Origin of the sequence: Flavobacterium cauense R2A-7 (genome assembly GCF_000498475.1) — a bacterium.
In the GTDB taxonomy this organism is placed as follows: domain Bacteria; phylum Bacteroidota; class Bacteroidia; order Flavobacteriales; family Flavobacteriaceae; genus Flavobacterium; species Flavobacterium cauense.
Genome location: NZ_AVBI01000001.1, coordinates 436,920 through 459,730, shown reverse-complemented (window position 1 = coordinate 459,730; position 22,811 = coordinate 436,920). Strand labels below are relative to the sequence as shown.

Genomic DNA, 22,811 nt, shown 5'->3' with positions numbered 1-22,811 from the left:
AAAACGCTTTGAGTTTATATAAAAATCTTTTCAAACAAACGTTCATTTACGGAATCGCCACGGTACTTCCGCGAATGATCAGTTTTTTACTCAATCCATTATACGTTAAATACCTGCCAAACAAAAGCGAATTTGGGGAAATAACGGTAATTTTTTCATGGATGGTGTTCTTCAATGTGATTTTGTCTTACGGAATGGAAACGGCTTTTTTCCGGTTTTACAATAAAGAGGAAAACAAGAAAAGTGTTATAGAAACGACTACAATCTCCTTAGTGTGGTCAACCATTGCCTTTTTATTGATTGCTATTTTGTTCAAAGACAGTATCGCAAGCGCTATCGAAGTTGATTCACAATACATTATTTATACCATCTGGATATTGGCACTGGATGCTTTGGTTGTGGTTCCCTTTTCCAAGTTAAGAGCCCAACAGCGCCCAATAAAATATGCAGTAATCAAGATTGGAAATGTATTGATTAATTTAGGGTTAAATATTTTCTTTTTGATATTTCTTCCCAAAATTGTGGCGACACAACCGGACGGTTTTTGGAGCAGTATTTACATTCCTAAATTCCAGATTGGCTACATTTTTATCGCTAATCTCATCGCAAGCCTGGCCACGTTATTAGTTTTCCTTCCCGATTATTTTACGATGAAATGGCACTTTAACGCAACGCTCTGGAAACAGATGATGCGTTATGGCGGACCCATTTTATTTGCTGGAATTGCTTTTGGAATCAACGAGCATTTCGATAAAATCCTTTTAAAATTCCTGAATGTAAGTTTATCCGATATCGGAGCCTATGGCGCTTGTTACAAAATCGGTTTGTTTATGGTTTTGTTTCGAACGGCTTATACCTTAGGAATCGAACCCTTCTTTTTCAGTCATGCCGGTAATGAAAACGCGCCACAAACCTATGCCACTGTGACTAAATATTTTGTGATTTTTGGATCATTGATTTTCTTGGGAGTGGTCGTTTTTTCGGACATTATAAAATTATTTTTAGTACCGAATAGTGATTATTGGGACGCGATGAAAGTCGTTCCTTTAATTATTTTAGCCAATTTCTTTTTGGGGATTTACACCAATCTTTCGGTATGGTACAAGCTGATTGACAAGACTAAAATCGGAGCTTATATTTCGGCATTTGGAGCGTTGGTGACCCTAATTTTAAATTTTTTACTGATTCCGAAATTCAGTTACATGGGTTCGGCTGTGGCGACTTTAGCTGCCTACGGTTCGATGATGATGATTTCCTATTATCTCGGGAACAAGCAGTATCCGATTCCGTATGATAAAAAACGTATTTTCGGTTATTTGGGGGTTTCGACATTGTTGGCCGGACTCTCGTTTTATGTTCCGATGTTCCGCGAAAGCTATATTTTCGGAATCGCCGCAATATTGGTTTTCACCTATTTCATTTATCACAACGAAAAGGAAACATTACTACGCATTATCAAACGCAAAGTGGTATAATTTTTTTACTTTTAAACTTTCATTATTTTAATTTTTCTTAGAATGACCATTAAAATCATCAATAAGTCCCAACATCCGTTACCCAACTACGAAACAAATGCTTCGGCGGGAATGGATTTGAGGGCCAATATATCCGACCCAATTACATTAAACCCTCTGGAAAGAGCCTTGGTGAAAACCGGACTTTTCATCGAATTGCCTATTGGCTACGAAGCTCAGGTGCGCCCCAGAAGCGGACTGGCATTCAAAAAAGGGATTACGGTTTTGAATTCTCCCGGAACGGTCGATGCAGATTACCGCGGTGAAATCGGTGTGATTTTGGTCAATTTATCCAACGAGCCTTTTGTAATCGAAAATGGTGAACGCATTGCCCAATTAATTATCGCCAAACACGAACGCGCGGAATGGCAGGAAACGGTTGAGCTTTCCGAAACATCACGTGGAGAAGGTGGTTTTGGAAGTACCGGAGTAAAATAAGTAGATTTAATAATTTAAAGATTAAACGATTTAAAGGTTCGTATGGATTTTTCAATTTTTTAATTTTTCAATCTTTTAATAAGTTATCATGAAAATAATAGTACCTATGGCAGGACGCGGTTCACGTCTTCGCCCACATACCCTAACCATTCCAAAACCTTTAATTCCAATTGCCGGAAAGCCTATTGTACACCGTTTGGTGGAAGATATTGCCGGGGTCATCAATCAGGAAATCGACGAAATCGCGTTTATCATTCATGAAAGTTTCGGTAAAGCGGTGGAAAATGATTTAATTGCGATTGCTGAAAAATTGGGCTCCAGAGGAACGATTTACTATCAGAACGAGGCTTTGGGAACGGCTCATGCCATAATGTGTGCTAAGGAAAGTATGAGTGGTCCGATTGTAGTAGCGTATGCCGACACACTTTTCCGCGCTGATTTTACATTGGACACTTCGGCCGACAGTGTAATCTGGGTAAAACAAGTGGAAGACCCGAGTGCTTTTGGGGTAGTACAACTGAATGAAAACAATCAGATTGTGGATTTCGTGGAAAAACCGAAAGAGTTTGTCTCGGATTTAGCAATCATCGGAATTTATTATTTCAAAAGCGGGGAAACTTTACGCGCCGAATTGCAATATTTATTGGATAATAATGTTGTTAAAGGAGGGGAATACCAATTGACGGATGGACTGGAAAACATGAAACAAAAAGGACTGAAATTTGTTCCCGGAAAGGTAGACGAATGGATGGACTGCGGAAACAAAGATGTAACGGTCGATACCAATTCCCGTATGTTGAATTTCCTGCACAAAGACGGTTCGAATTTGGTTTCGGATACGGTTCGAATTGAAAATTCCACGATTATTCCGCCTTGTTTTATAGGTGAAAATGTGGTGTTGATCAACACAGTCGTTGGACCAAATGTATCCTTGGGGAATGCCACCCATGTAACGAATTCGAAAATCAAAAACAGTTTGATACAAACGCATACCCATATTAAAAATGCAAATCTTGATAACGCGATGATTGGAAATCATGCCACGTTTGACGGGAATTTTACAAATGTCAGTATCGGAGATTATTCCGTTTTAGAATAAGGATATGAAAGGGAAAGTTTGGATAATAAGAGCGTTTTCGTTGGGAATTTTACTGTTCTCAGTCGTTTCTTTTGCCCAAACCGAACCGGATTCCATTGCAGTTGCGAAAAACGAATTTGAAGAACATTTCTTCGAAGCCCTTAAACAAAAAGGGATTGAAAATTACGACAAAGCCATTCCTGAACTCGAGAAGTGTCTGAAAACCGAACCCAACAATCCGGTTTTGTATCATGAATTGGGGAAAAATTGGCTGGCTTTGAAAAAATATCCCGAGGCGCAACGGGCTTTTCAGAAAGCGGTCGATTTAAATCCGAAAGAACGTTGGTATTGGAATGGTCTTTACGATGTTTTTTATGAAACGAAAGATTATCCGCAATCGATTGTTGTGGTGCAGAAACTAATCGAATTTGACAAGAATTTCCAGGACGATTTGGTTTCGTTGTACATGTACACACGACAGTTTGATAAAGCGCTGGCGTTAATTGAAGAAATGGAACGCACCTCAAACATCTCTCAAATGATGGAAACCTACAAACTTCAGATTTTGAGTGAAAATCAGTCCAAAAAACCGGAAAAAGAGCAATTGGAAGCCGCGATTGTGAAATTTCCGCAAGTGGAAGAAAATTACATTCAGCTGATTTACCTGTATTCCGAAAGCAATCAGGAGGAAAAAGCGATGGAAGTGGCCCGGAAATTAGAAAAAAACATTCCTAATTCCGATTGGGCACAAGTAAGTCTGTTTAAATTCCACCTCAATAACGGGAACGGTGAAAAAGCAGCTCAGGCAATGCATCTGGTGTTGAACAGTTCTAAAATCGAACGCAAAATCAAACACCGCATCTTAAACGAATTTTTAATTTTTGTAAACAATACCAATACTTTCGATAAGGAACTGGATAAAGCAGTAGATTATTTTGATGACGACACTTCGGTAAATGTGGCCAAAGAAATCGGTATTTTTTTTCTGAACAAGAAAAAATCCGACAAGGCCATTCATTACTTTGAAAAAAGTCTGTTGAAACAAAAAGACGATATACTCGTTATAGAATTATTGCTGGAAGCCTATGCCGAGAAAAACCAATTTGATAAAGTAAGTAGGAAAGCCGAAGATTTTCTGGAATTGTATCCTACGCATGCCCGATTGTATTTTTATGCCGGCATGGCGCAAAATCAAATGAAGAATTATAAAAAAGCAATTGGGATTTTAAATTCAGGTATGGATTTTGTAGCAGGAGATATTGATTTGGAGATCAATTTCAATATTCAGTTAGGAGAAGCCTATAACGGATTAGGGGATCAAACCAAGAAATACACCTATTTCAATAAGGCGGAACAATTGCTAAAACAAAAAAAATAATGCAAAAGTGGCTTGTGGTCTTCGGACTTTTATTTTTAGTTTCCTGTAAAACGAAACAGGTGGTTGCCGAACAGGGTGCCGCTGATAATGTAGCGGTATCCAAAATTATTTCCGGACACTATGCCAACAGGAAAAATTTTGAAACGCTGAACATTAAAGCGAGTGCGCGGTATGAAGATGACAAACAAACGCAAAATGTTACGGCGGAAATCCGCATGAAAAAGGATGAAAAGATTTTGGTGATTGTGCGCTTTTTCGGAATCACAATGGCCAAAGCGATGATTACACCGGAGAAAGTCAGTTATTATGAAAAAATCAACGGCAAATATTTTGAAGGCAATTATTCGTTATTAAGCAAATGGCTGGGAACAGACCTTGATTATCAAAAAGTCCAGAATCTGTTTCTCGGATTGGCCTTAGACGATTTGACTCAAGGAAAATATGTGGAATCGGTAGAAAACAATCTGTACAAACTAAAAAGCAAATCAAGCGGTGCAACTGAAAAAGAGTTTTTATTTGAAGGCGCTAATTTTCTGCTGAAAAAAGAAGTACTTGCCCAAAAAGAAGAAGACCGTTCCCTGGAAATTAATTATCTTTCCCATAAAGAATCTCCGAAAGGAATTATGCCGTTTGATATTTTCATTCAGGCGTTTCAGAAAGATAAAGTCGCCATACAAATCGGATACAATTCCGTTTCGTTTGATGAAGGATTATCTTTCAGCTATGATGTGCCGGAAGGCTACGAACAAATTTTTATTGACTAAATTTGCCAAAATTATTTACAACGATGCGTAAAGTACTGCTCACTATATTTTTCTTTTGTTTGGCCACAGTTGCCTGGTCACAGCCTAACGACGACAAGCAGCGCCAGTTGGAAGAACGAAAAGCACAACTCCAAAAAGAAATTCAGGAAGTGCAATTGCGTCTTCAGGAAGAAAGGAAAAAAGAAAAAAACATTTTAGGTCAGATTGCCCAACAGAATAAGAAAATTCAGTTGAGCCAGAAATTGATTAATACGACTGCCAAGCAAAAAAGATTGCTTTCCGATGATATTTATCTGAAGCAATTGGAAATCAATAAACTAAATCGGGAATTAAAAGACCTGAAAACCGATTATTCGAACATGATTGTCAAATCGTACAAGAGCCGTTCGGAACAAAGCCGGTACATGTTTATTCTTTCATCCCAGAATTTTCTTCAGGCCTATAAGCGTATGCAGTACATGAAGCAATATGCCAGTTTCCGGAAAATGCAGGGCGATGAAATCAAAATGAAATCCAATGAACTTTCACAGGCTACCACGGTGCTGGAAGTGAAAAAAAAGGAAAAAGAAAAAGTACTGGCAGAAAGCGAAAAGGAGAAACGCGAATACGAAAAAGACAAAGCCGAACAACAACGCCTAGCCCAAATCGTACAGAAAGACAAGAAAAAATACGCCGCTGAAATCAAGAAAAAACAGGCTGAATCCAGAGCTATCGACAAACAAATCCAAAAAATGATTCGTGAGGCGATTGCGGCTGCGAATAAAAAAGCGAATGCTTCCGGGAAAACCATTGTAAAATCAACTTCCGGAGCAGCAGACCCAGCCAAATTTGTCCTAACGACAGAAGGAAAAGAATTGGCAGACAATTTCAAAGCCAGCCGCGGGCGTTTGCCTTGGCCGGTAGCGAAAGGGTATGTTTCGCTAGGGTATGGCGATCAGCCACATCCATCGTACCCGGATTTGACAGTCCATAATAGTGGCGTGGAGATTACCACCGAAAGCGGTTCCAATGCCAGAGCAGTTTTTGCCGGTGAGGTTTTGCAGGTTCAGGTAATTAACGCCAACAATAAAGCCGTTTATATCCAACACGGAGATTACATCACGGTATACCTTAACTTGTCGAGTGTGGCAGTGGGTAAAGGAGACAAGGTTGCTGCGAAACAGAATATCGGCCGAATTCACACCAACTCTTCCGGAAAATCCGTAATGAAGTTCCTGGTGCTGCAAAATACGACAACGCTCAATCCGCAGAGTTGGATTAGTAATATGTAATAAAAAAAGCGAACCAATTATTGATTCGCTTTTTTGTTACCGTTTTTTCTATCGTCTAAAATTAACGCCAATCAAAATAAGCGTTTTTTTAGTGCCCTCCGGTCGCGAGACGGCTTTTTTTGTTGAATTAGAAAATATCAAAAAGTAATTGTAAATAGTTTGTCTTAGTTTGTGTTTGTGATAACTGCATTCTTTGTTGTTCCGGTATAATGTAATCTCCAAAAAAAATACTCATCATTTTCTTTTTTTATTAAATAGATATTCTTACATAAACTCAGTAATTCATGGAGTTCACAGGCCTTCATTTTTTTTAAATCTGTAAAAGATAGACTTTTCTTAACAGTGTTTAGATCTGCTTTTTCTTTGATTTTTTCCAAAGGTAATTCGTCAAGCCCAGTCCCAATTATCTGAAATTGATACTGATCAGATAGAAATCTTGGGTCTGAGCTTTTGATACTTGCATAAACGTGGTATACATTACTAATCAAAGCGTCTTTATTAATATATATTGATTTGTCATAATTTATTAAAATTGCTTTTTTATCTTGCGGAAAGGCAATATAGCTCTTAAAAAAAATCAAAACGAGTATTAATGCTTTACTTTTCATATGTTTTTTAATTACAATTGTTCGTATACTTTGTTTTAGCTGCAATTTGAATGTAAACTTTTTTAGACAACTCGTTTTGATTGTTGAAAATAGTATTATTGTATTCCTGTGTGCCTTCTAAACCAATCCAACTGATATATTCCATTAGTTGCTGTAAGGAGTATGGACCTCCTACAATATAAGGATCATTATTAACGTTGTTTACAAAATCACTATTCGAACTGTTTAACCATGGGTGGATATTAATCAAATTCTGGACCATCTTTGTTCTGTAGTTCAAAATTGTAAATAAATTGTGATTCCATTCAGAACCACCATCATAATGAAAATAATGTATAGCTAAGGCGCTAAATAATGTATCAGAAGTATTATATGAAATATCCGGGTTATCGTTGAATATAATGTTTGGTGTTCCATTTTGATAACTAATGCTCCTAATTAATCCTAATCTAAAACATCTGTCTAGTAATTCTGCGTGTATCGATTCATGAATATAGATTAGAGCAATTTCTATGTTTGATAAATTATTAATTGAATTGCTGTTTATGATAACTTTATATACAGCACTTGTTGGGTCATTGGGGTTGCCGATAAAAGGTAACGTCACGGCGTCTTCACCATTTGGGGTATTGCCAATTTCAAATCTAATATGGGCTTTTTTAGAGCTGGCAAAGTTATCATTAATAATGTCGTTAAAAATTGTACTCGATAAACCCTTTAATTTATCGAAAACACATTTTAGTTTTTGATTGTTTTTTACGGATTGATGTAAAATGACCTCATTTCTAAAGTCTGAGTCACCCCCATTAATAATATTATTCAAAGCCTCAAGTGCAAATGCACTACTTGCGCCCGGCTGATTAAAATAGTTTTTAATCTGTTCTTTTATGTCAAGATTAGCGTTTAAATAAGATAATTGTGTATTGTTTAATTCGGAAAGAAAGTCGGCATACATTAAGTTTAAATCAGGACAGTTGGTACATGGTGTTGGGGCAGTATAAAGTGTGCCTACAATGTCAATGTTCGAACTTCCGGTGTTTGGTGTGCTGCCTCCTGTGTTGCCCGTTCCGTTTCCGGAAGATGTCGATGAAGTTGTTCCGCCACTTCCAAAAAAACCATCTGTAGTTGCCACCCAACTGCAAGTAGAAGCTGTATTTGTCCATATGATTTCCACATCAACTGCATCACCATCATAATTACCTTCATAGATTTCATGTTCTACTCCAGTCCATGTTTCGCTACACATGTATACCGAGAATGCTCCAATTTTGGAATTTAGCAAATTATTGCTGTCAAAATCGATATAAGTGAACTTGGTTGAGTGTGTTTTAAGTTCCTCTTTTGTTATGGTTTTTAACTTTAAAGCGGAAAAATCATATTGTACAAGAAAAGTATTGTATCCGCCCTCTTTGTTTTTAGAAACCAATAGGTTTTCAAGTTTCCCGTAGCTGTCTTTTCTGTTAATTGGAAAAGTAAAGGAATGATAATCTCCTTCTTCTATGTACACCGCTTCATCAGTGCTTATGGCGAAATTGTAGACAGTATCGGTTATTATTTTGTTATGAACAGAATTTTTAAATAATTCTATATGATTTAGTTTTTGCTGTAAAAGAGGAAATTTTTCAAGATCTTTTTTGTTCATCCTTTTGACAATCATTTTAGCATTATCATTTTGAAACGCATCTTCGTATAAGTCTTTCTCACAACTTGAAAGTACGCACATCGATAAAAGAAGGCTAAATAGGTAAGTTAAAAGTTGCTTGTTGCTTGTTGCTTGTTGCTTCATAATCGTTTGATTAATAATTAGATTACTAATTTAGCAAATAAAACTTACAAATTTTAATTTAGATAATAAAACCGTAAACAATTTAACACAAACAAAAAAGCGTTTGCCCAAACAAACGCTTTTTTAAATCTGCAAATTGCAATCTGTTATCTGTTTTTATTCCCCGGCAAACAACGCCTTCAATTCGGTAGCATCGGCTGGTTTCATTTTTCCGGCAAGAATTAAACTCAACTGTTTTCTGCGCAAGGCCGCTTCGAATCGTTTTTTATCTTCTTCGGTTTGGGGCACTACCGGTGGCACAGGAACCGGATTTCCGGTATCATCCACGGCTACAAAAGTATAAATGGCCTGTCCGGCACTGTTTTTTATTCCGGATTCGCGGTCTTCCGTCCAAACATCGATTACGATTTCCATTGAACTGGTAAAGGTTCTGGAAACTTTTGCTTCAATGGTTACCACGGCGCCCAGAGGAATCGCACGGTTAAACGCCACATGGTTCACCGAAGCCGTAACACAGATTCTTCGGGAATGTCTTCTCGCCGTGATACTCGCCGCACGGTCAATGCGTGCCAGCAATTCGCCGCCAAAAAGATTGTTCAGTGGGTTGGTTTCTCCCGGTAAAACCAAGTCGGTTAAAACGGTTAGGGAGTCTAAAGGAAATTTCTCTTGCATCGGTCGTGTGTTTTTGCAAAGTTAGCAATAAAAACATAAAAAAATCCTCAATTTTTGAGGATTTAATAATTTTATAGCTCTTTAATCAATAGCCAGGCTTCTTTGTTGTGGCTTTTATGAATTTCCTTCATTTTGGTTTGCGCTTCGGTATAGCTGGCAAAACTGCCATACAAAACCGGAAACAAGCCAAACTGATTCTGCTCCAAACGGATAGGTTCAAAACCTAAGGCTTTCAGTTCATTGAAAATTTTATCCGCATTCGCTTCATTTCGGAACGAACCCGCCACAATATGATACGGTTTTACCGCATTGTCGCTCACATTCAACGTCACCGCCGGCAACGGAGTTTCAATAAAAAAGGTTGCTGCCTGAATTTTGCTTTGTACTTTTTCCTGTACCGCTTTTTCCACCATCAGGCTGTCGTTGGCAAACTGTTGCTCGTATTGGTATTTGTAAGCCGCACCTCCAGCACCCAGCGTCATTACAATGGCTGCAGCATATTTAAGGAACGAATAATTTTTCTTTCTTTCCGGCGTGAAAACAATCGGAGCTTTTTCTTCCAAAGCTTCCACTTGTGCTTTCAATACTTCCCGTTGTACCGCAGGGGAAACCACCGCGCTCAAACCAAAAGCATCCGACAGATAATTAACTGCCGTTATCGGTTCAAAAACCCAGTTCCATTCTGCATTCACCGAAATGGAACCAATATTTTTCAATTCCAAGGTTTCTCTTCGTTGCAATTGCTCTTTCCATAACGCCACTACGTTTTGCACGGCCATAATCGCGTCTTCATAGGAAATTTTTTCCTGCAACGCCACGTGATTCACCAGCAAACCGTCATTGTTTTTTAAATGCGGATTGAACGAAACCACTTTTTTGGGCGGATAAAATGTATGGGTGCTTCCGTTAAGCTGCGCCGACTGGATTTCCGTCAGAAACGCACCAAAACCGGGAACAGTAACGCATTGATAGCGATACAATAAAGCCGAGATGTAGTTTTCAATCTTCATATCTACAAATTTAATTATTCAATAGCTATAACCAAAAATTATCAACAAATGTTATTAACAATTGCGTTTTTTGCTGTAACGATTTGGGAGCTAAGGGCTTGGGCTTTTTTGCGGTCCGTTTTCCCGTTTTCCGTTCTATTTTTTAGTCCTTATCAGGCCTAAAAAGATGCCACTCCAACCGGGGCTATGGGAGAGTCTGTTTTAATTTCTGTAATCTTTTTATTTCAAAATATGAAAAAATTGATTTTCTTTGAACTTTATTTATACGCCATGACAACATCCGATTTGTATTACACCCTCGCTTTATTAAAAGTTGAAGGAGTAGGTGACATCGTTGCCAAAAAACTTATCCATCACTGCGGTTCTGCCGAACAGGTTTTCTCCGCCAAGAAAAAACAACTCTTTGCCATCGATGGCGTAGGGGAAATGCTGTACCGGAATCTTCAAAATACCTACGTTTTCGATCTGGCCAAATCGGAACTGGATTTTATCGAAAACCAAAACATTGATTTTAGCTTTTATCAGGAAGAACACTATCCCGAACGCCTCAAGCATTGCATCGACGGTCCGGTAGTTTTGTTTCAGTCGGGCGCGATTAATTTGCAGCGTCAAAAACTGATTAGCATTGTAGGAACGCGACAGGTAACCAGTTACGGTGCCGATTTTTGCCGCAAATTAATTGAAGATTTAGCGCCGTTAAACCCGGTTATCGTCAGCGGTTTTGCTTACGGTGTGGACATCATCGCGCATCAGTCGGCAATCGATTGTGGTTTGCAAACCGTCGGTGTACTGGCACACGGACTCAATCAGATTTATCCCAAAATACACAAAAGGTACATCGCAAAGATGGAACAAAACGGTGGATTTCTAACGGAATTTTGGAGTTCGTCCAGTCCGGAACGGGAGAATTTTATCAAACGGAACCGCATCGTTGCCGGAATGTCGGAAGCCACCATTGTAATCGAAAGTGCCGAGAAAGGCGGTTCGTTAATCACGGCCAATATTGCCAACGATTACAATCGGGATGTGTTTGCGGTGCCGGGAAGAAGTTCGGACAAATACAGTCAGGGTTGCAACAATCTCATCAAAACCCAACGTGCTCATTTGCTAACTTCTGCTGCCGACGTTGTTTATATGCTGAATTGGGAACTTGAAGAAAAAGCTGTAAAACCTATTCAGAAACAACTTTTTATTTCGTTGGATGCCGAGGAACAAAAAATATACGACTTCCTTCAAAAGAACGGAAAGGAATTGCTTGACAGCATTGCATTCGAATGCGAATTTCCAATTTTTAAAATTTCTTCGCTGCTTTTAAATATGGAACTGAAGGGTGTCATTCGGCCGTTACCAGGAAAATTGTTTGAAGCCATTTAAAGGAGTAAAGAAAACCGCAGTTTTACAGAGTATAAAAAAATCTGCAAAACTGCGGTTGTAAAAAGTATAAGTTGTCGGTATTGTGGTTTCTGATGTCTTTAGTATTTATTCAAATCCTAATTTTTCTCTCACTCGGGCCAAAACACCATCGGCAACTTTGTGCGCTTTTCCGGCACCTATTTTCAGTAATCGGTCCACTTCTTCAAGGTTGCTCATGTAGTAGTGATATTTTTCGCGTTCGGTTTGGAATCGCTCTACAATCAATTCGAACAACGCCTGTTTCGCATGGCCGTAACCGTAATTCCCGCCCAAGTAATTGTTGCGCATGGTTTCAATTTGTTCCGGAGTGGCCAATAAACGGTACAAGGCAAAAGCGTTGCAGGTATCTGGATTTTTCGGTTCTTCCAATGGGGTACTGTCGGTTTCAATCGACATGATTTGTTTGCGTAATGCTTTGTCATCCAGAAAAATATTGATAAAATTATTTCGGGACTTACTCATTTTTTCACCATCGGTTCCGGGAATAATCATGCTGTCTTCCTGAATTTTCGCTTCCGGAAGCACAAAGGTTTCACCCATCTGAAAATTAAAACGGGAAGCCACATCGCGGGTGATTTCCAAATGCTGTAATTGGTCTTTTCCAACCGGAACGAAATTGGCATCATACAATAAAATGTCGGCCGCCATTAACATCGGATAGGAAAACAATCCGGCATTCACATCGTCCAAACGGTCGGCTTTATCTTTGAAAGAATGAGCCAACGTCAAACGCTGAAACGGGAAGAAACAGCTTAAATACCAGGATAATTCGGCAGTTTGCGGCACATCACTCTGACGGTAAAACACCACTTTATTAATATCCAAACCGCAGGCAAGCCAAGTTGCTGCTACACTATAGGTGTTTTCACGCAATGTTTTTCCGTCTTTAATTTGGGTCACCGAATGCAAATCGGCGATGAAAAGAAACGGTTCGTTTTCGGGTTGGTTGGCCATTTCGATGGCCGGTAAAATTGCACCCAAAAGATTTCCTAAGTGTGGGGTTCCTGTACTTTGAACTCCGGTTAATATTTTTGCCATTGGTAAATAATTTACGCAAAGGTAAAGGTTTTACGAAAATGTAAGCCTCGAATTGTTATTTTTGGTACTATGAAAATTTTTAAAATTCTTTTTTGGACGCTTTGGCGTATCTGGTTTTACATTTTGGTGACCGTGCCCATTCTTATTATGTTTCCAATTTTGGTGCTTTCCATTCTTTCGGAACGAACCTATCCGCAATTTTTTGTGCTTGCGCGTTTGTGGGCCCGAATTATTTTGTACGGAATGGGATTCTATTATACGGTAGAGAAGGACTACGAATTGGAAGATGGAAAAAGTTATATGTTGGTGGCCAATCATACGTCCATGATGGATGTCATGCTGATGCTACTTCTGGTAAAAAACCATCCGTTTGTGTTTGTGGGTAAAAAGGAGTTGGTGAAAATCCCGATTTTTGGTTTTTTCTACAAACGGACCTGTATTTTGGTGGACCGAAACAGTTCCAAAAGTCGTTTTGAGGTTTTTGAACGTGCCCAAAAACGTATCAATCAGGGATTAAGTATTTGTATTTTTCCCGAAGGCGGCGTTCCCGACGATGAAAGTATTATCCTGGACGAATTTAAAGACGGTGCTTTTCGTATCGCCATCGAGCACCAGTTGCCGATTTTACCGATGACTTTCGGAGATGTAAAAGAGCGGTTTTCGTTTCGCTTCTTTAGTGGTAGCCCCGGAAAAATGAGAATTAAAATCCATCCGCCCATCGAAACCAAAGGAAAAACGTTAGAGGATAAAAAGGCAATAAAAGATGCGGTTCGACAGGTTATTTTAGAACAGTTGCTAGTATTTGAAAACGCAAAATAATACAAATAAAAAAGCACTCTAACCCAAAAGAGTGCTTTTTACGCTGCTCCCCACCACAGAAAGCAACTGACTTAACTAAAACTTAACTAACTTAAAAACTAAAACTTATTCCGCTGTAAACACCCATGAAATAGGGTTTAAAGTTTCCAGCATCACCATTGTAGGTGTTGATTTGATATTTAAACATTGGCTCCACATTGGCTTGGAAGGTTTTCATGAAATTGTATCGTAAACCTAAACCAACATTAGTACTGAAATGCAGTTTGTTAAGGTTGTTTGCCTCACCCACATTCAGGTTGGACTCCGATGAAACTAATGAAACCCTGTTGTCGTTCAAAAACATTGAACTAACGCCGCCGATTATGTCGATTCCGAATTTTTTATTCAAAATTTTATAGGAAAGCTCCATGGGAACTTCTATATAATTGATTCTGTGATTGATGTTTCCTTTGTAGCGTGTGGTAACCATACCGTCGCCATTATAAGCAATACCTTTCGGATTTTGGTTTTCGATGACAATACCTGTTCCGGTACCATTTTCGTTTACGTTATCTAAACCGGCGCCATTATTAGAATAATAAAAGATGATATCGTTCGTGTTGTATTCGAAATTCAGCGCATTAACACCGGTTCTCACACTCCATTTGTCGTTTATCGCATATTTTACCCCAACACCGTAACTCATGCTGGTTTGATAGCTTTTGGAGTTTTCGGCAAATTTGGAATCCAATGCCGATCCCGAACCGTTAAGATTCATGTATATTGGTGAAAAAGTTGAACTGACAATCCATTTGGATTTGGCATCTTTCTTTTCTTTGGCGCCTTTTTCCTCGGTTGTTTTTTTCTCTTCCGTTTTTTCAGCCACTTCTTTTTTCTTCTGTGCTAAAGAATCGGTTGTTACAGATAACGCATTGCTGATGGATTTGTTACCGGCCACGTTGTTTTCAGATACTTTGTTTTTAACTGAAATCACAACCGGTTTATTGGTTTCCGTTATTGCTTTTTCTGCTTCGGCAATTTTTAAAACCGGTTTGCTTTCTTTTTTATTCGGAACGTGTTTGTTGCCGGATTCATAAGCAACCTTCGAATTGGTCGGATAGTATAAGAAATCAGCATCCGTATTTTTTATTTTCAAATCTTCCGCTAAAACATCTTCCGTTTCTGTCGAAGCAATCGTAGCGCTTTTTGAAAGCGCTTCCGGGTTAGTATTGGCAGGAACAGTTGTTGCTGAAGCCGTTTTCATGTTTTCTTTGGAAAGCACAGCATCCGATTTGGCTTGTTTTTCTTTGGAAGCCACTGTTGTTGTTCTTTTGTTTGAATCGCTTGAAGCCAAGGAATTCATGTTGTTTGTGACAGCAGTATTTTGAATGGTATTTCCTCTCAAAGCACGGTTGGAATTGCCTGAATTCGCTTGTTTGGTAACGACCTCTTCTCTGGAGTTCTTTTCAGAAGCAATGCTTTTTTTATCGGTAGTGGTGTTGCGGTCCGACGAAACTATTGCGTTATTCGAATTAGCAGTGGTGTTTCCAATTGCAGGAACCGCATTGGTGTTGTTACTGTCTTTTGCACTGTTTTCCGAACCGTTGGTACCCACAATCGTGTTTTGTACGGATGGGGTAGGGTTCATCTTGTTTTGTTTGTCGGATCCGGAAGTGTTTTCCTTAGTGTTGACAAAAGGATTTTTCAAACCAAACGGGCCGGCAATGAAGGTTGTGGCAACCGAGAAACCAATTAAGAAAACGGCCGCAAAACTACACAACCTTAACCAAAACGGCAGCAGGTTGGTTTTCTTTTCTTTGGTATTCATTTTAGACTGAATGTTATCCCATACCTTATCGGAAGGCGTAACTTCGAAGTCCTTGAATTTTTCCTGAAAAAGTCTGTCTATGTTCGTTCTTTCACTCATTTAGCCGATGTGAATTTCTTGTTTGTTTGTTGCGATTCTATTTTTTCTTTTAAAATCATTCGGGCTCTGGCCAGATTTGATTTTGAGGTTCCGATGGTTATTTTCAGCATTTCAGCAATTTCTTTATGCGAGTAATCGTCAATGACATAAAGGTTAAAAACCAAACGATATCGATCGGGCAACTGCTGAATGATGGAAACCAGAAAATCCATGGATACCGAATCTTCTTCTATTTCCACATCGGGAGTGTCGGGAATGTTCTCATGAATAATCTCGAAGACGCCCTCGGTGCGGTACCTTTGCAAAATGTTATTGATGACTACTCTTTTTGCCCAGCCTTCAAAAGAACCTTTGAATTCGTATTTGTTTATTTTTTCAAAAATTAATATAAAACCATCTTGTAAATTGTCTTCGGCTTCAGCATAATTCCTGGAATATTTTAGACTGACACCGAATAATTTTGGAGCAAGAAGTCTGTACAGCTGCTCTTGAGCGGCCGTATCGTTTCTTTGACAATTTTGTATTATTTGTTCTAACCCCAAAACAATTATTGTATTACTTTATTATTCCACAAGAACATTGTAGGTCAAAAACAAATCGTTTCCGTTCGCGTCTTTCCCGTTCCAAAACTTTAAGGTATATTCTCCGATAGTTTCCGGTCTGAATTTTAAATTTTGTGTGGCTACATTATTGCTCTGTAAAGCCGGACAACCACCGTTGTTGTAATGGAAAACACTCGATTCTACTGCAATGGTACTGATGTTTCCTTCTATCTCGTAATAAAACTGATTGAAAGCATAACAGTCGGTTGGGCGAATAAACTTTACTTTAATAATATTTTCTTTATTCACACCAAAATTACTTGGTAATTCAACCTCGCTTACGGGTAATAATTCCAAAGTAATATCGTCATTTTCCGAATCTTTACTACAAGACAGGAATAGAAAAGGAATCAGAAGTACTAAAAAAATCTTTTTCATTTTACAGGTTGTTTCTATTAATTAGATGCAGAATTTTTAAAAGGTTGCGTATAAAAAACAAAAATCCCGAAATTTTCGGGATTTTTGTTTAGTTGTTATTTATTTTGATTAATTCTTTGATTTTTTGTTCCAATTCGTCCATCAACTCCGGATTGTCTTTTATTAATGCTTTTACAGCATCACGACCTTGTCCTAATTTGGTGTCCCCGTAACTGAACCAAGAACCGCTTTTTTTGATGATTTCAAATTCTACGGCCAAGTCCAAAACTTCTCCGGTTTTCGAAATCCCTTCGCCATACATAATGTCGAATTCGGCAGTACGGAAAGGTGGCGCCACTTTGTTTTTAACGATTTTCACTTTGGTACGGTTTCCTATTACGTTTTCACCGTCTTTAATTTGAGTTGATTTACGGATGTCAATACGAACCGATGCGTAAAATTTCAACGCGTTACCTCCGGTAGTGGTTTCCGGATTTCCGAACATTACCCCGATTTTTTCACGCAACTGGTTGATGAAGAAAACCGTACAATTGGTTTTGCTGATGGTAGCCGTTAATTTACGTAAGGCTTGCGACATCAAACGAGCGTGCAATCCCATTTTGGAATCTCCCATTTCGCCTTCGATTTCACTTTTCGGCGTTAACGCGGCAACCGAGTCGATTACCACGATGTCAATCGCTCCCGAACGAATCAGATTTTCGGCAATTTCAAGGGCTTGTTCCCCGTTGTCCGGTTGTGATATAATAAGGTTGTCGATATCAACCCCTAATTTTTGCGCATAAAAACGATCGAACGCATGTTCGGCATCAATAAAGGCGGCAATTCCTCCTGCTTTCTGAGCTTCAGCAATGGCGTGTAAGGTTAACGTGGTTTTACCCGAAGACTCCGGACCGTAAATCTCAATGATTCTTCCGCGCGGATAACCGTTAACTCCTAAGGCTAAATCAACTCCTAATGATCCTGATGGAATGGCTTCCACTTCTTCCACGGCAGTATCGCCTAGTTTCATTACGGTTCCTTTTCCGTAGGTTTTATCCAGTTTGTCTAATGTTAGTTGTAAGGCTTTTAGTTTGGCTTCTTTTTCTGAACTCATGGCTATCTATTTTTCGTAAAAATAATGCTTTTTTTTAAGTTTCAAATACAATCTTATCAACAGTTGAAATTCTTTTTTATTTTCTTTTATTGTGTTGAAAATCAATTCGTTTTGAAATTGTTGTAAAATGTTTATTTTTGCACCGGAATTCTTCCGTTTAGAATTCATAACCTATTTCTCACTTAACGTTTATAGCATGCAACTGTATAACACCTTAAGCGCAGAAGAAAGAGCCGAGCTGATTGATCAAGCCGGAAAACAACGCCTTACGTTGTCTTTCTACGCCTATGCGCACATTGAAGATCCTAAAAAATTCAGAGACGATTTGTTTATCGAATGGAACAAGCTTGATGCGCTTGGCCGTACCTATGTTGCCAAAGAAGGCATCAACGCACAAATGTCGGTTCCGGCCGAAAATTTCGAAGCCTTTCGCGAAACATTGGAAGCTTATGACTTTATGAAAGACATCCGTTTGAATGTAGCGGTAGAGCACGATGATCATTCGTTCTTAAAATTAACCGTGAAAGTGCGTCATAAAATTGTAGCCGACGGTCTGAACGACGAAACCTTCGATGTAACCAACAAAGGTGTACACTTAAATGCACGGGATTTCAATGCGATTTTAGAGGATCCTAATACGATAGTGGTGGATTTCCGAAATCATTATGAAAGTGAAGTAGGGCATTTCAAAGGTGCCATTACGCCGGATGTGGAAACGTTCCGTGAATCGTTGCCGATTATCAACGAACAGTTGAAAGATTTTAAAGAAGATAAAAACCTGGTGATGTACTGCACCGGAGGAATTCGTTGTGAAAAAGCATCTGCGTATTTCAAACATCAGGGATTCAAAAACGTTTTTCAGTTGGAAGGCGGCATCATCAATTACGCTAAACAGATTAAAGAAGAAAAACTGGAAAGCAAATTCATCGGGAAAAATTTCGTGTTCGACCACCGTTTGGGGGAACGCATCACCGACGATATCATAGCACAGTGCCACCAATGCGGTAAACCCTGCGACAATCATACCAATTGTGCCAACGACGGCTGTCATTTGTTGTTCATTCAATGCAATGAGTGTGCTGAAAAAATGGAGCACTGTTGTTCCGTGGAATGTCTGGAAACCACACATCTTCCGTTGGCCGAACAGGTAAAACAACGCCGCGGCATTCAGGTAGGCAATAAAGTATTCCGAAAAGGAAAATCGGAAGCACTGAAGTTTAAACATTCCGGTGAATTAACCGCGACGCCTTTAGCCAAAGCTTCGGAAGAAAAACCCAAAACCATCCGTCAGCGTATCGCGCAGAAAAAAGTAATGGTAGGGAAAGGGCAGCATTATTTTTCCAAAGCTCAGGTCGGACAATTTATCATCGAAAATCTTGAACTGAAAACCGGCGATAAAATTTTAATTTCCGGACCTACAACCGGCAATCAGCATTTAATTGTGGAAAACATGTTCGTAAACGGCGCTCCCGGCGATGTAGCTAAAGCAGGCGATAAAATCACGTTTTCGGTTCCGTTCAAAGTGAGAGCTTCGGATAAATTATTCAAATTGCAGAACTAGGATGACAGCAACAGGAAGAATTGAATTGATGGCTCCGGCCGGAAATTTCGAATCGATGCAGGCGGCGTTAGACAATGGTTGTGATTCGGTTTATTTTGGAGTGGAACAATTGAACATGCGCGCAAGAGCCACCGTAAATTTCACGATGGACGATTTGCCGGAAATTGCCCGACGTTGTAACGAAAAAAACGTCAGAACCTATTTGACGTTAAATACCATTATATACGATCACGATTTGTCGGTGGTAAAAACCTTACTGACCAAAGCCAAAGAAGCCGGAATCACGGCGGTAATAGCTTCGGACCAAGCGGTGATTATGACAGCCAAAACAATGGGAATCGAAGTGCACATTTCGACCCAGTTGAATGTGACGAATATCGAAACCGTAAAATTCTATAGTTTGTTTGCGGATACCATCGTGTTGTCACGTGAGCTGAGTTTGCGCCAGGTGAAGAAAATTACCGAGGATATCGAAAAAGAGCAAATCAAAGGCCCATCCGGAAATCTGGTGGAAATTGAAATCTTCGGCCACGGAGCGTTGTGTATGGCGGTTTCGGGGAAATGTTACCTGAGTCTGCATTCGCACAATTCTTCGGCGAACCGCGGGGCCTGCAAACAGAATTGCCGTAAAAAATATACGGTTATCGATCAGGAATCGGGCTTCGAAATCGAAATCGACAACGAATACATGATGTCGCCTAAAGATTTGTGTACGCTTGATTTTCTGGATCAGGTAATCGATTCGGGCATCAAAGTGCTGAAATTAGAAGGCCGCGGAAGAGCTGCTGATTATGTGGCCACCGTTGTAAAAACCTACCGTGAAGCGATTGACGCCTATTACGAAGGAACGTTCACCAAAGAAAAAATCAATTCCTGGATGGAAGATTTGTCCACTGTTTACAACCGCGGATTCTGGTCGGGCTATTACCTCGGACAAAAATTAGGGGAATGGAGTGACAATCCGGGTTCCAGCGCGACACAGAAAAAAGTGTATGTGGGTAAAGGGGTGCATTTCTTTCAGAAGGCCAATGTGGGGGAATTCAAAATCGAAGCCTATGACATCAAACAAGGTGATAAAATTTTGATTACCGGTCCGAGTACCGGCGCACAGGAAATGGTGATTGAAGAAATGTACGTAAACGAAAAAATTGCAGAAAAGGCAACCAAAGGCGATAGTTGTACGTTTAAATTGCCGTTTCGAATCCGTTTGTCGGACAAACTCTATAAAATTGTGGAAGTTTAATGGTAGTAGTTACTTTGCAGCGCGATAAGTGCATCGGTTGTAATTATTGCGTGGAAATGGCGCCGGGACAGTTTCAAATGTCTAAAAAAGACGGGAAAACGGTATTGTTGAAATCGGTAGACACCAGAGGATTTCACACCTTAAAGTCACACGATTACACCATTTTAGAAGCCTGTGAATTGGCGGAAAAAGCCTGTCCGGTCAATATTATTTCGGTAAAAGAGACCTAAAATAAATTTTAAAATACTTTTAATGAGCCTGTTCCGTTTGTAATGGAACAGGTTTTTTAATTTCACATAATTTTAAAACTAAGCCGGTTTTGAGGTTGTAACTTTGTAAGTGAAAAACACTATCTTTACGCACAAAATCAATTTATGAATCGTAGTTCGCTTTGACGGACGACCACTATATATTCAAATTATGGCATGTAACAGTTGTTCAACCTCTGATGGCGGTGCGCCAAAGGGGTGTAAAAATAATGGGACTTGCGGCACCGACAGCTGCAACAAATTAACCGTTTTCGATTGGCTTTCCAATATGGCACTTCCGGGTGGTCAGGAGCCTTTTGACTGCGTTGAGGTGCGTTTTAAAAACGGCCGAAAAGAATTTTACCGCAATACCGAAAAATTAACCTTAAGCATTGGCGATATCGTGGCGACAGAAGCTTCGCCGGGTCATGATGTGGGTATTGTTACTTTAACGGGAGAATTGGTAAAAGTACAAATGAAGAAAAAAGGGGTAAATCACGAAGGTGAAGTGCCGAAAATATATCGAAAAGCGTCTCAAAAAGATATCGATATCTGGAGTGATGCCCGAGATAAGGAAGAGCCAATGAAAGTGCGCGCCCGTGAAATGGCGATTGCTTTAAAGTTGGAAATGAAAATATCGGATATTGAATTCCAGGGCGACGGTTCCAAAGCAACTTTCTATTATACGGCGAACGATCGTGTCGATTTCCGTCAGTTGATTAAGGATTTTGCGAAAGAATTCAGCACCCGAATTGAAATGAAACAGGTTGGTTTCCGTCAGGAAGCGGCACGTTTGGGCGGTATTGGTTCGTGTGGTCGCGAATTGTGTTGTTCGACCTGGCTTACGGATTTCAGAAGCGTGAATACTTCGGCAGCGCGTTACCAGCAATTGTCGTTAAATCCGCAAAAATTAGCCGGTCAATGCGGTAAATTGAAGTGTTGTTTAAATTACGAATTGGACACCTATCTGGATGCTTTAAAAGGCTTCCCGGAAATGGAAACCAAATTGTATACCGAAAAAGGTGATGCGGTTTGCCAGAAAATCGACATTTTCAAAGGCTTGATGTGGTTCGCTTATACCAATAATTTTGCCCAATGGCACGTTTTAAAAGTGGATCAGGTAAAGGAGATTGTTGCCTTAAACAAGGAAAAAACGCGTATTGCTGCAATTGAAGATTATGCGGTGGAGACTGTTGTAGAAGAGGAGAAAAATTTCCAAAATGCCGTTGGACAGGACAGTTTAACCCGTTTCGATCAACCGAAGAAAAAGAAACGTCCCAATAATAAAAAGCGCCCTACAGCAGAGGTTGAAAAACAAAAAGGTGCTCCGGAACGACAAAATAAGATTGTGCCGAACGGACAAAACAAACCGGCTCCGGAACGACAAAATAAAATCACTCCTGAAGGACAAGGCGGGCAAAATAAACCGGCATCGGAAGGACAAAACAGAAACAATAAGCGAAGAAAACCCAATAGAAATAAACCCTCTAACGATAAAAATGAGCCGAAACAATAGATTTTTGATTTTTGGATTTGCTTTAGCAGTATTGTTTGTTTCCTGCGACAAGAAAAGAATTTTTGACGAGTACATGGAAATTGACGGTTCTTGGCATAAAAAACAAAAAGTAACCTTCGCTTTTGAACAGAAAGACACTGTTCAGGAGTATAATATGTTTGTGAACATTAGAAATAATGACGAGTATCCGTATAATAACCTGTTTTTAATTGTTTCTATGTTGCAACCCGATGGGGTAACCAAAGTGGATACACTTGAATACCAGATGGCTAACCCAGATGGTAGTTTGATGGGAGAAGGATTTTCCGATGTAAAAGAAAGCAAACTCTGGTACAAGGAAAATGCAAAATTCCCCAAAGCCGGAAAATATGTGGTAACGGTGCAACAAGCGGTTCGCGAAACTGGGAAAGTACCCGGCGTGGAACAATTGCAAGGAGTTTCAGAAGTAGGTTTTAGAATAGAAAAAACGAATTAA

22 protein-coding genes are annotated in these 22,811 nt (G+C 39.5%); 13 read left to right on the top strand and 9 right to left on the bottom strand.

Features of this window, described 5'->3' with window-relative positions:
* Positions 1 to 8: 8 nt before the first annotated feature.
* The 6 genes from FCR2A7T_RS02110 to FCR2A7T_RS02085 all read left to right on the top strand — a co-directional run bounded on the left by FCR2A7T_RS02110 (position 9) and on the right by FCR2A7T_RS02085 (position 6,443).
* Positions 9 to 1,475 (top strand): lipopolysaccharide biosynthesis protein, encoded by a 1,467-nt coding sequence (locus tag FCR2A7T_RS02110; RefSeq protein ID WP_035116857.1) that lies wholly within the window; start codon positions 9 to 11, stop codon positions 1,473 to 1,475.
* Positions 1,476 to 1,517: 42 nt separating this feature from the next.
* Positions 1,518 to 1,952, top strand: coding sequence for a dUTP diphosphatase (dut, locus tag FCR2A7T_RS02105; RefSeq protein WP_023569617.1), 435 nt, complete (start codon positions 1,518 to 1,520; stop codon positions 1,950 to 1,952).
* An 88-nt stretch (positions 1,953 to 2,040) separates the two neighbouring features.
* Entirely contained in the window at positions 2,041 to 3,051 is a 1,011-nt protein-coding gene (locus tag FCR2A7T_RS02100; RefSeq protein ID WP_035116855.1) for a sugar phosphate nucleotidyltransferase, read from the top strand.
* Positions 3,052 to 3,055: 4 nt separating this feature from the next.
* Positions 3,056 to 4,408: a tetratricopeptide repeat protein gene (locus FCR2A7T_RS02095; protein ID WP_023569615.1), complete on the top strand. Its 1,353-nt coding sequence runs from the start codon at positions 3,056 to 3,058 to the stop codon at positions 4,406 to 4,408.
* Positions 4,408 to 5,172 carry a DUF4292 domain-containing protein gene (locus FCR2A7T_RS02090; protein ID WP_035116852.1) on the top strand — a complete coding sequence of 255 codons (765 nt, stop codon included), beginning with the start codon at positions 4,408 to 4,410 and terminating at the stop codon, positions 5,170 to 5,172. Before FCR2A7T_RS02095 ends, FCR2A7T_RS02090 begins: the two co-directional genes overlap by 1 nt.
* Positions 5,173 to 5,195: 23 nt before the next feature.
* Positions 5,196 to 6,443, top strand: coding sequence for a murein hydrolase activator EnvC family protein (locus FCR2A7T_RS02085; RefSeq protein WP_023569614.1), 1,248 nt, complete (start codon positions 5,196 to 5,198; stop codon positions 6,441 to 6,443).
* Positions 6,444 to 6,607: 164 nt separating this feature from the next.
* On the opposite strand, the gene FCR2A7T_RS02080 is transcribed toward FCR2A7T_RS02085, so the two are convergent.
* The 4 genes from FCR2A7T_RS02080 to FCR2A7T_RS02065 all read right to left on the bottom strand — a co-directional run bounded on the left by FCR2A7T_RS02080 (position 6,608) and on the right by FCR2A7T_RS02065 (position 10,519).
* Entirely contained in the window at positions 6,608 to 7,051 is a 444-nt protein-coding gene (locus FCR2A7T_RS02080; protein ID WP_023569613.1) for a hypothetical protein, read from the bottom strand.
* Between the two features lie 7 nt (positions 7,052 to 7,058).
* Positions 7,059 to 8,837, bottom strand: a complete 1,779-nt coding sequence (locus FCR2A7T_RS02075; RefSeq protein WP_023569612.1) for a hypothetical protein — start codon at positions 8,835 to 8,837, stop codon at positions 7,059 to 7,061.
* Between the two features lie 156 nt (positions 8,838 to 8,993).
* Positions 8,994 to 9,509, bottom strand: coding sequence for an acyl-CoA thioesterase (locus tag FCR2A7T_RS02070; protein WP_023569611.1), 516 nt, complete (start codon positions 9,507 to 9,509; stop codon positions 8,994 to 8,996).
* A gap of 71 nt (positions 9,510 to 9,580) precedes the next feature.
* Positions 9,581 to 10,519, bottom strand: coding sequence for an HU domain-containing protein (locus FCR2A7T_RS02065; protein WP_023569610.1), 939 nt, complete (start codon positions 10,517 to 10,519; stop codon positions 9,581 to 9,583).
* 270 nt (positions 10,520 to 10,789) lie between these two features.
* On the opposite strand from FCR2A7T_RS02065, the gene dprA reads away from it, so the two are divergent.
* On the top strand, positions 10,790 to 11,893 hold the full coding sequence (gene dprA / locus FCR2A7T_RS02060) for a DNA-processing protein DprA (RefSeq protein WP_035117021.1): 1,104 nt from the start codon (positions 10,790 to 10,792) through the stop codon (positions 11,891 to 11,893).
* A 105-nt stretch (positions 11,894 to 11,998) separates the two neighbouring features.
* On the opposite strand, the gene trpS is transcribed toward dprA, so the two are convergent.
* Complete coding sequence (trpS, locus tag FCR2A7T_RS02055; protein WP_023569608.1) at positions 11,999 to 12,970, bottom strand: tryptophan--tRNA ligase; 972 nt, start codon at positions 12,968 to 12,970, stop codon at positions 11,999 to 12,001.
* A gap of 69 nt (positions 12,971 to 13,039) precedes the next feature.
* Between trpS and FCR2A7T_RS02050 the strand changes: the two genes are divergently transcribed.
* Positions 13,040 to 13,789: a lysophospholipid acyltransferase family protein gene (locus tag FCR2A7T_RS02050; RefSeq protein ID WP_023569607.1), complete on the top strand. Its 750-nt coding sequence runs from the start codon at positions 13,040 to 13,042 to the stop codon at positions 13,787 to 13,789.
* Positions 13,790 to 13,880: 91 nt separating this feature from the next.
* Here FCR2A7T_RS02050 and FCR2A7T_RS14610 read toward each other — a convergent pair whose 3' ends face one another.
* From FCR2A7T_RS14610 to recA, 4 genes are all read right to left on the bottom strand, one after another.
* Positions 13,881 to 15,695, bottom strand: coding sequence for an outer membrane beta-barrel protein (locus FCR2A7T_RS14610; protein ID WP_051369482.1), 1,815 nt, complete (start codon positions 15,693 to 15,695; stop codon positions 13,881 to 13,883).
* Positions 15,692 to 16,237 (bottom strand): RNA polymerase sigma factor, encoded by a 546-nt coding sequence (locus tag FCR2A7T_RS02040; protein WP_023569606.1) that lies wholly within the window; start codon positions 16,235 to 16,237, stop codon positions 15,692 to 15,694. The genes FCR2A7T_RS14610 and FCR2A7T_RS02040 overlap by 4 nt, the downstream gene beginning before the upstream one ends.
* A 21-nt stretch (positions 16,238 to 16,258) precedes the next feature.
* Positions 16,259 to 16,675 carry a hypothetical protein gene (locus FCR2A7T_RS14605; protein ID WP_023569605.1) on the bottom strand — a complete coding sequence of 139 codons (417 nt, stop codon included), beginning with the start codon at positions 16,673 to 16,675 and terminating at the stop codon, positions 16,259 to 16,261.
* An 88-nt stretch (positions 16,676 to 16,763) separates the two neighbouring features.
* The gene (gene recA, locus FCR2A7T_RS02030) at positions 16,764 to 17,768 is read right to left on the bottom strand and encodes a recombinase RecA (RefSeq protein ID WP_023569604.1); all 1,005 of its coding nucleotides are present in this window, start codon (positions 17,766 to 17,768) and stop codon (positions 16,764 to 16,766) included.
* Between the two features lie 196 nt (positions 17,769 to 17,964).
* Here recA and trhO point away from each other — a divergent pair, with 196 nt between their 5' ends.
* The 5 genes from trhO (at position 17,965) to FCR2A7T_RS02005 (ending at position 22,811) form a co-directional block, all read left to right on the top strand.
* Positions 17,965 to 19,329: an oxygen-dependent tRNA uridine(34) hydroxylase TrhO gene (trhO, locus tag FCR2A7T_RS02025; protein WP_023569602.1), complete on the top strand. Its 1,365-nt coding sequence runs from the start codon at positions 17,965 to 17,967 to the stop codon at positions 19,327 to 19,329.
* Position 19,330: 1 nt separating this feature from the next.
* Positions 19,331 to 20,572 (top strand): peptidase U32 family protein, encoded by a 1,242-nt coding sequence (locus FCR2A7T_RS02020; protein WP_023569601.1) that lies wholly within the window; start codon positions 19,331 to 19,333, stop codon positions 20,570 to 20,572.
* Complete coding sequence (locus tag FCR2A7T_RS02015; RefSeq protein ID WP_035116845.1) at positions 20,572 to 20,802, top strand: ferredoxin; 231 nt, start codon at positions 20,572 to 20,574, stop codon at positions 20,800 to 20,802. The genes FCR2A7T_RS02020 and FCR2A7T_RS02015 overlap by 1 nt, the downstream gene beginning before the upstream one ends.
* A gap of 190 nt (positions 20,803 to 20,992) precedes the next feature.
* Complete coding sequence (locus tag FCR2A7T_RS02010) at positions 20,993 to 22,336, top strand: PSP1 domain-containing protein (RefSeq protein WP_023569599.1); 1,344 nt, start codon at positions 20,993 to 20,995, stop codon at positions 22,334 to 22,336.
* Complete coding sequence (locus tag FCR2A7T_RS02005) at positions 22,320 to 22,811, top strand: gliding motility lipoprotein GldH (protein WP_035116843.1); 492 nt, start codon at positions 22,320 to 22,322, stop codon at positions 22,809 to 22,811. The genes FCR2A7T_RS02010 and FCR2A7T_RS02005 overlap by 17 nt, the downstream gene beginning before the upstream one ends.

Excerpts from the sequence above, each read along its gene's own strand:
- FCR2A7T_RS02065 (WP_023569610.1), bottom strand. The coding sequence starts at position 10,519 with ATGAAGATTGAAAACTACATCTCGGCTTTATTGTATCGCTATCAATGC.
- FCR2A7T_RS02100 (WP_035116855.1), top strand. The coding sequence starts at position 2,041 with ATGAAAATAATAGTACCTATGGCAGGACGCGGTTCACGTCTTCGCCCA.
- trhO (WP_023569602.1), top strand. The coding sequence starts at position 17,965 with ATGCAACTGTATAACACCTTAAGCGCAGAAGAAAGAGCCGAGCTGATT.
- dut (WP_023569617.1), top strand. The coding sequence starts at position 1,518 with ATGACCATTAAAATCATCAATAAGTCCCAACATCCGTTACCCAACTAC.
- trpS (WP_023569608.1), bottom strand. The coding sequence starts at position 12,970 with ATGGCAAAAATATTAACCGGAGTTCAAAGTACAGGAACCCCACACTTA.
- dprA (WP_035117021.1), top strand. The coding sequence starts at position 10,790 with ATGACAACATCCGATTTGTATTACACCCTCGCTTTATTAAAAGTTGAA.
- FCR2A7T_RS02070 (WP_023569611.1), bottom strand. The coding sequence starts at position 9,509 with ATGCAAGAGAAATTTCCTTTAGACTCCCTAACCGTTTTAACCGACTTG.
- FCR2A7T_RS02050 (WP_023569607.1), top strand. The coding sequence starts at position 13,040 with ATGAAAATTTTTAAAATTCTTTTTTGGACGCTTTGGCGTATCTGGTTT.
- FCR2A7T_RS02090 (WP_035116852.1), top strand. The coding sequence starts at position 4,408 with ATGCAAAAGTGGCTTGTGGTCTTCGGACTTTTATTTTTAGTTTCCTGT.
- FCR2A7T_RS14610 (WP_051369482.1), bottom strand. The coding sequence starts at position 15,695 with ATGAGTGAAAGAACGAACATAGACAGACTTTTTCAGGAAAAATTCAAG.
- FCR2A7T_RS02080 (WP_023569613.1), bottom strand. The coding sequence starts at position 7,051 with ATGAAAAGTAAAGCATTAATACTCGTTTTGATTTTTTTTAAGAGCTAT.
- FCR2A7T_RS02015 (WP_035116845.1), top strand. The coding sequence starts at position 20,572 with ATGGTAGTAGTTACTTTGCAGCGCGATAAGTGCATCGGTTGTAATTAT.
- FCR2A7T_RS02085 (WP_023569614.1), top strand. The coding sequence starts at position 5,196 with ATGCGTAAAGTACTGCTCACTATATTTTTCTTTTGTTTGGCCACAGTT.
- FCR2A7T_RS02095 (WP_023569615.1), top strand. The coding sequence starts at position 3,056 with ATGAAAGGGAAAGTTTGGATAATAAGAGCGTTTTCGTTGGGAATTTTA.
- recA (WP_023569604.1), bottom strand. The coding sequence starts at position 17,768 with ATGAGTTCAGAAAAAGAAGCCAAACTAAAAGCCTTACAACTAACATTA.
- FCR2A7T_RS02020 (WP_023569601.1), top strand. The coding sequence starts at position 19,331 with ATGACAGCAACAGGAAGAATTGAATTGATGGCTCCGGCCGGAAATTTC.
- FCR2A7T_RS02075 (WP_023569612.1), bottom strand. The coding sequence starts at position 8,837 with ATGAAGCAACAAGCAACAAGCAACAAGCAACTTTTAACTTACCTATTT.
- FCR2A7T_RS02005 (WP_035116843.1), top strand. The coding sequence starts at position 22,320 with ATGAGCCGAAACAATAGATTTTTGATTTTTGGATTTGCTTTAGCAGTA.
- FCR2A7T_RS14605 (WP_023569605.1), bottom strand. The coding sequence starts at position 16,675 with ATGAAAAAGATTTTTTTAGTACTTCTGATTCCTTTTCTATTCCTGTCT.
- FCR2A7T_RS02010 (WP_023569599.1), top strand. The coding sequence starts at position 20,993 with ATGGCATGTAACAGTTGTTCAACCTCTGATGGCGGTGCGCCAAAGGGG.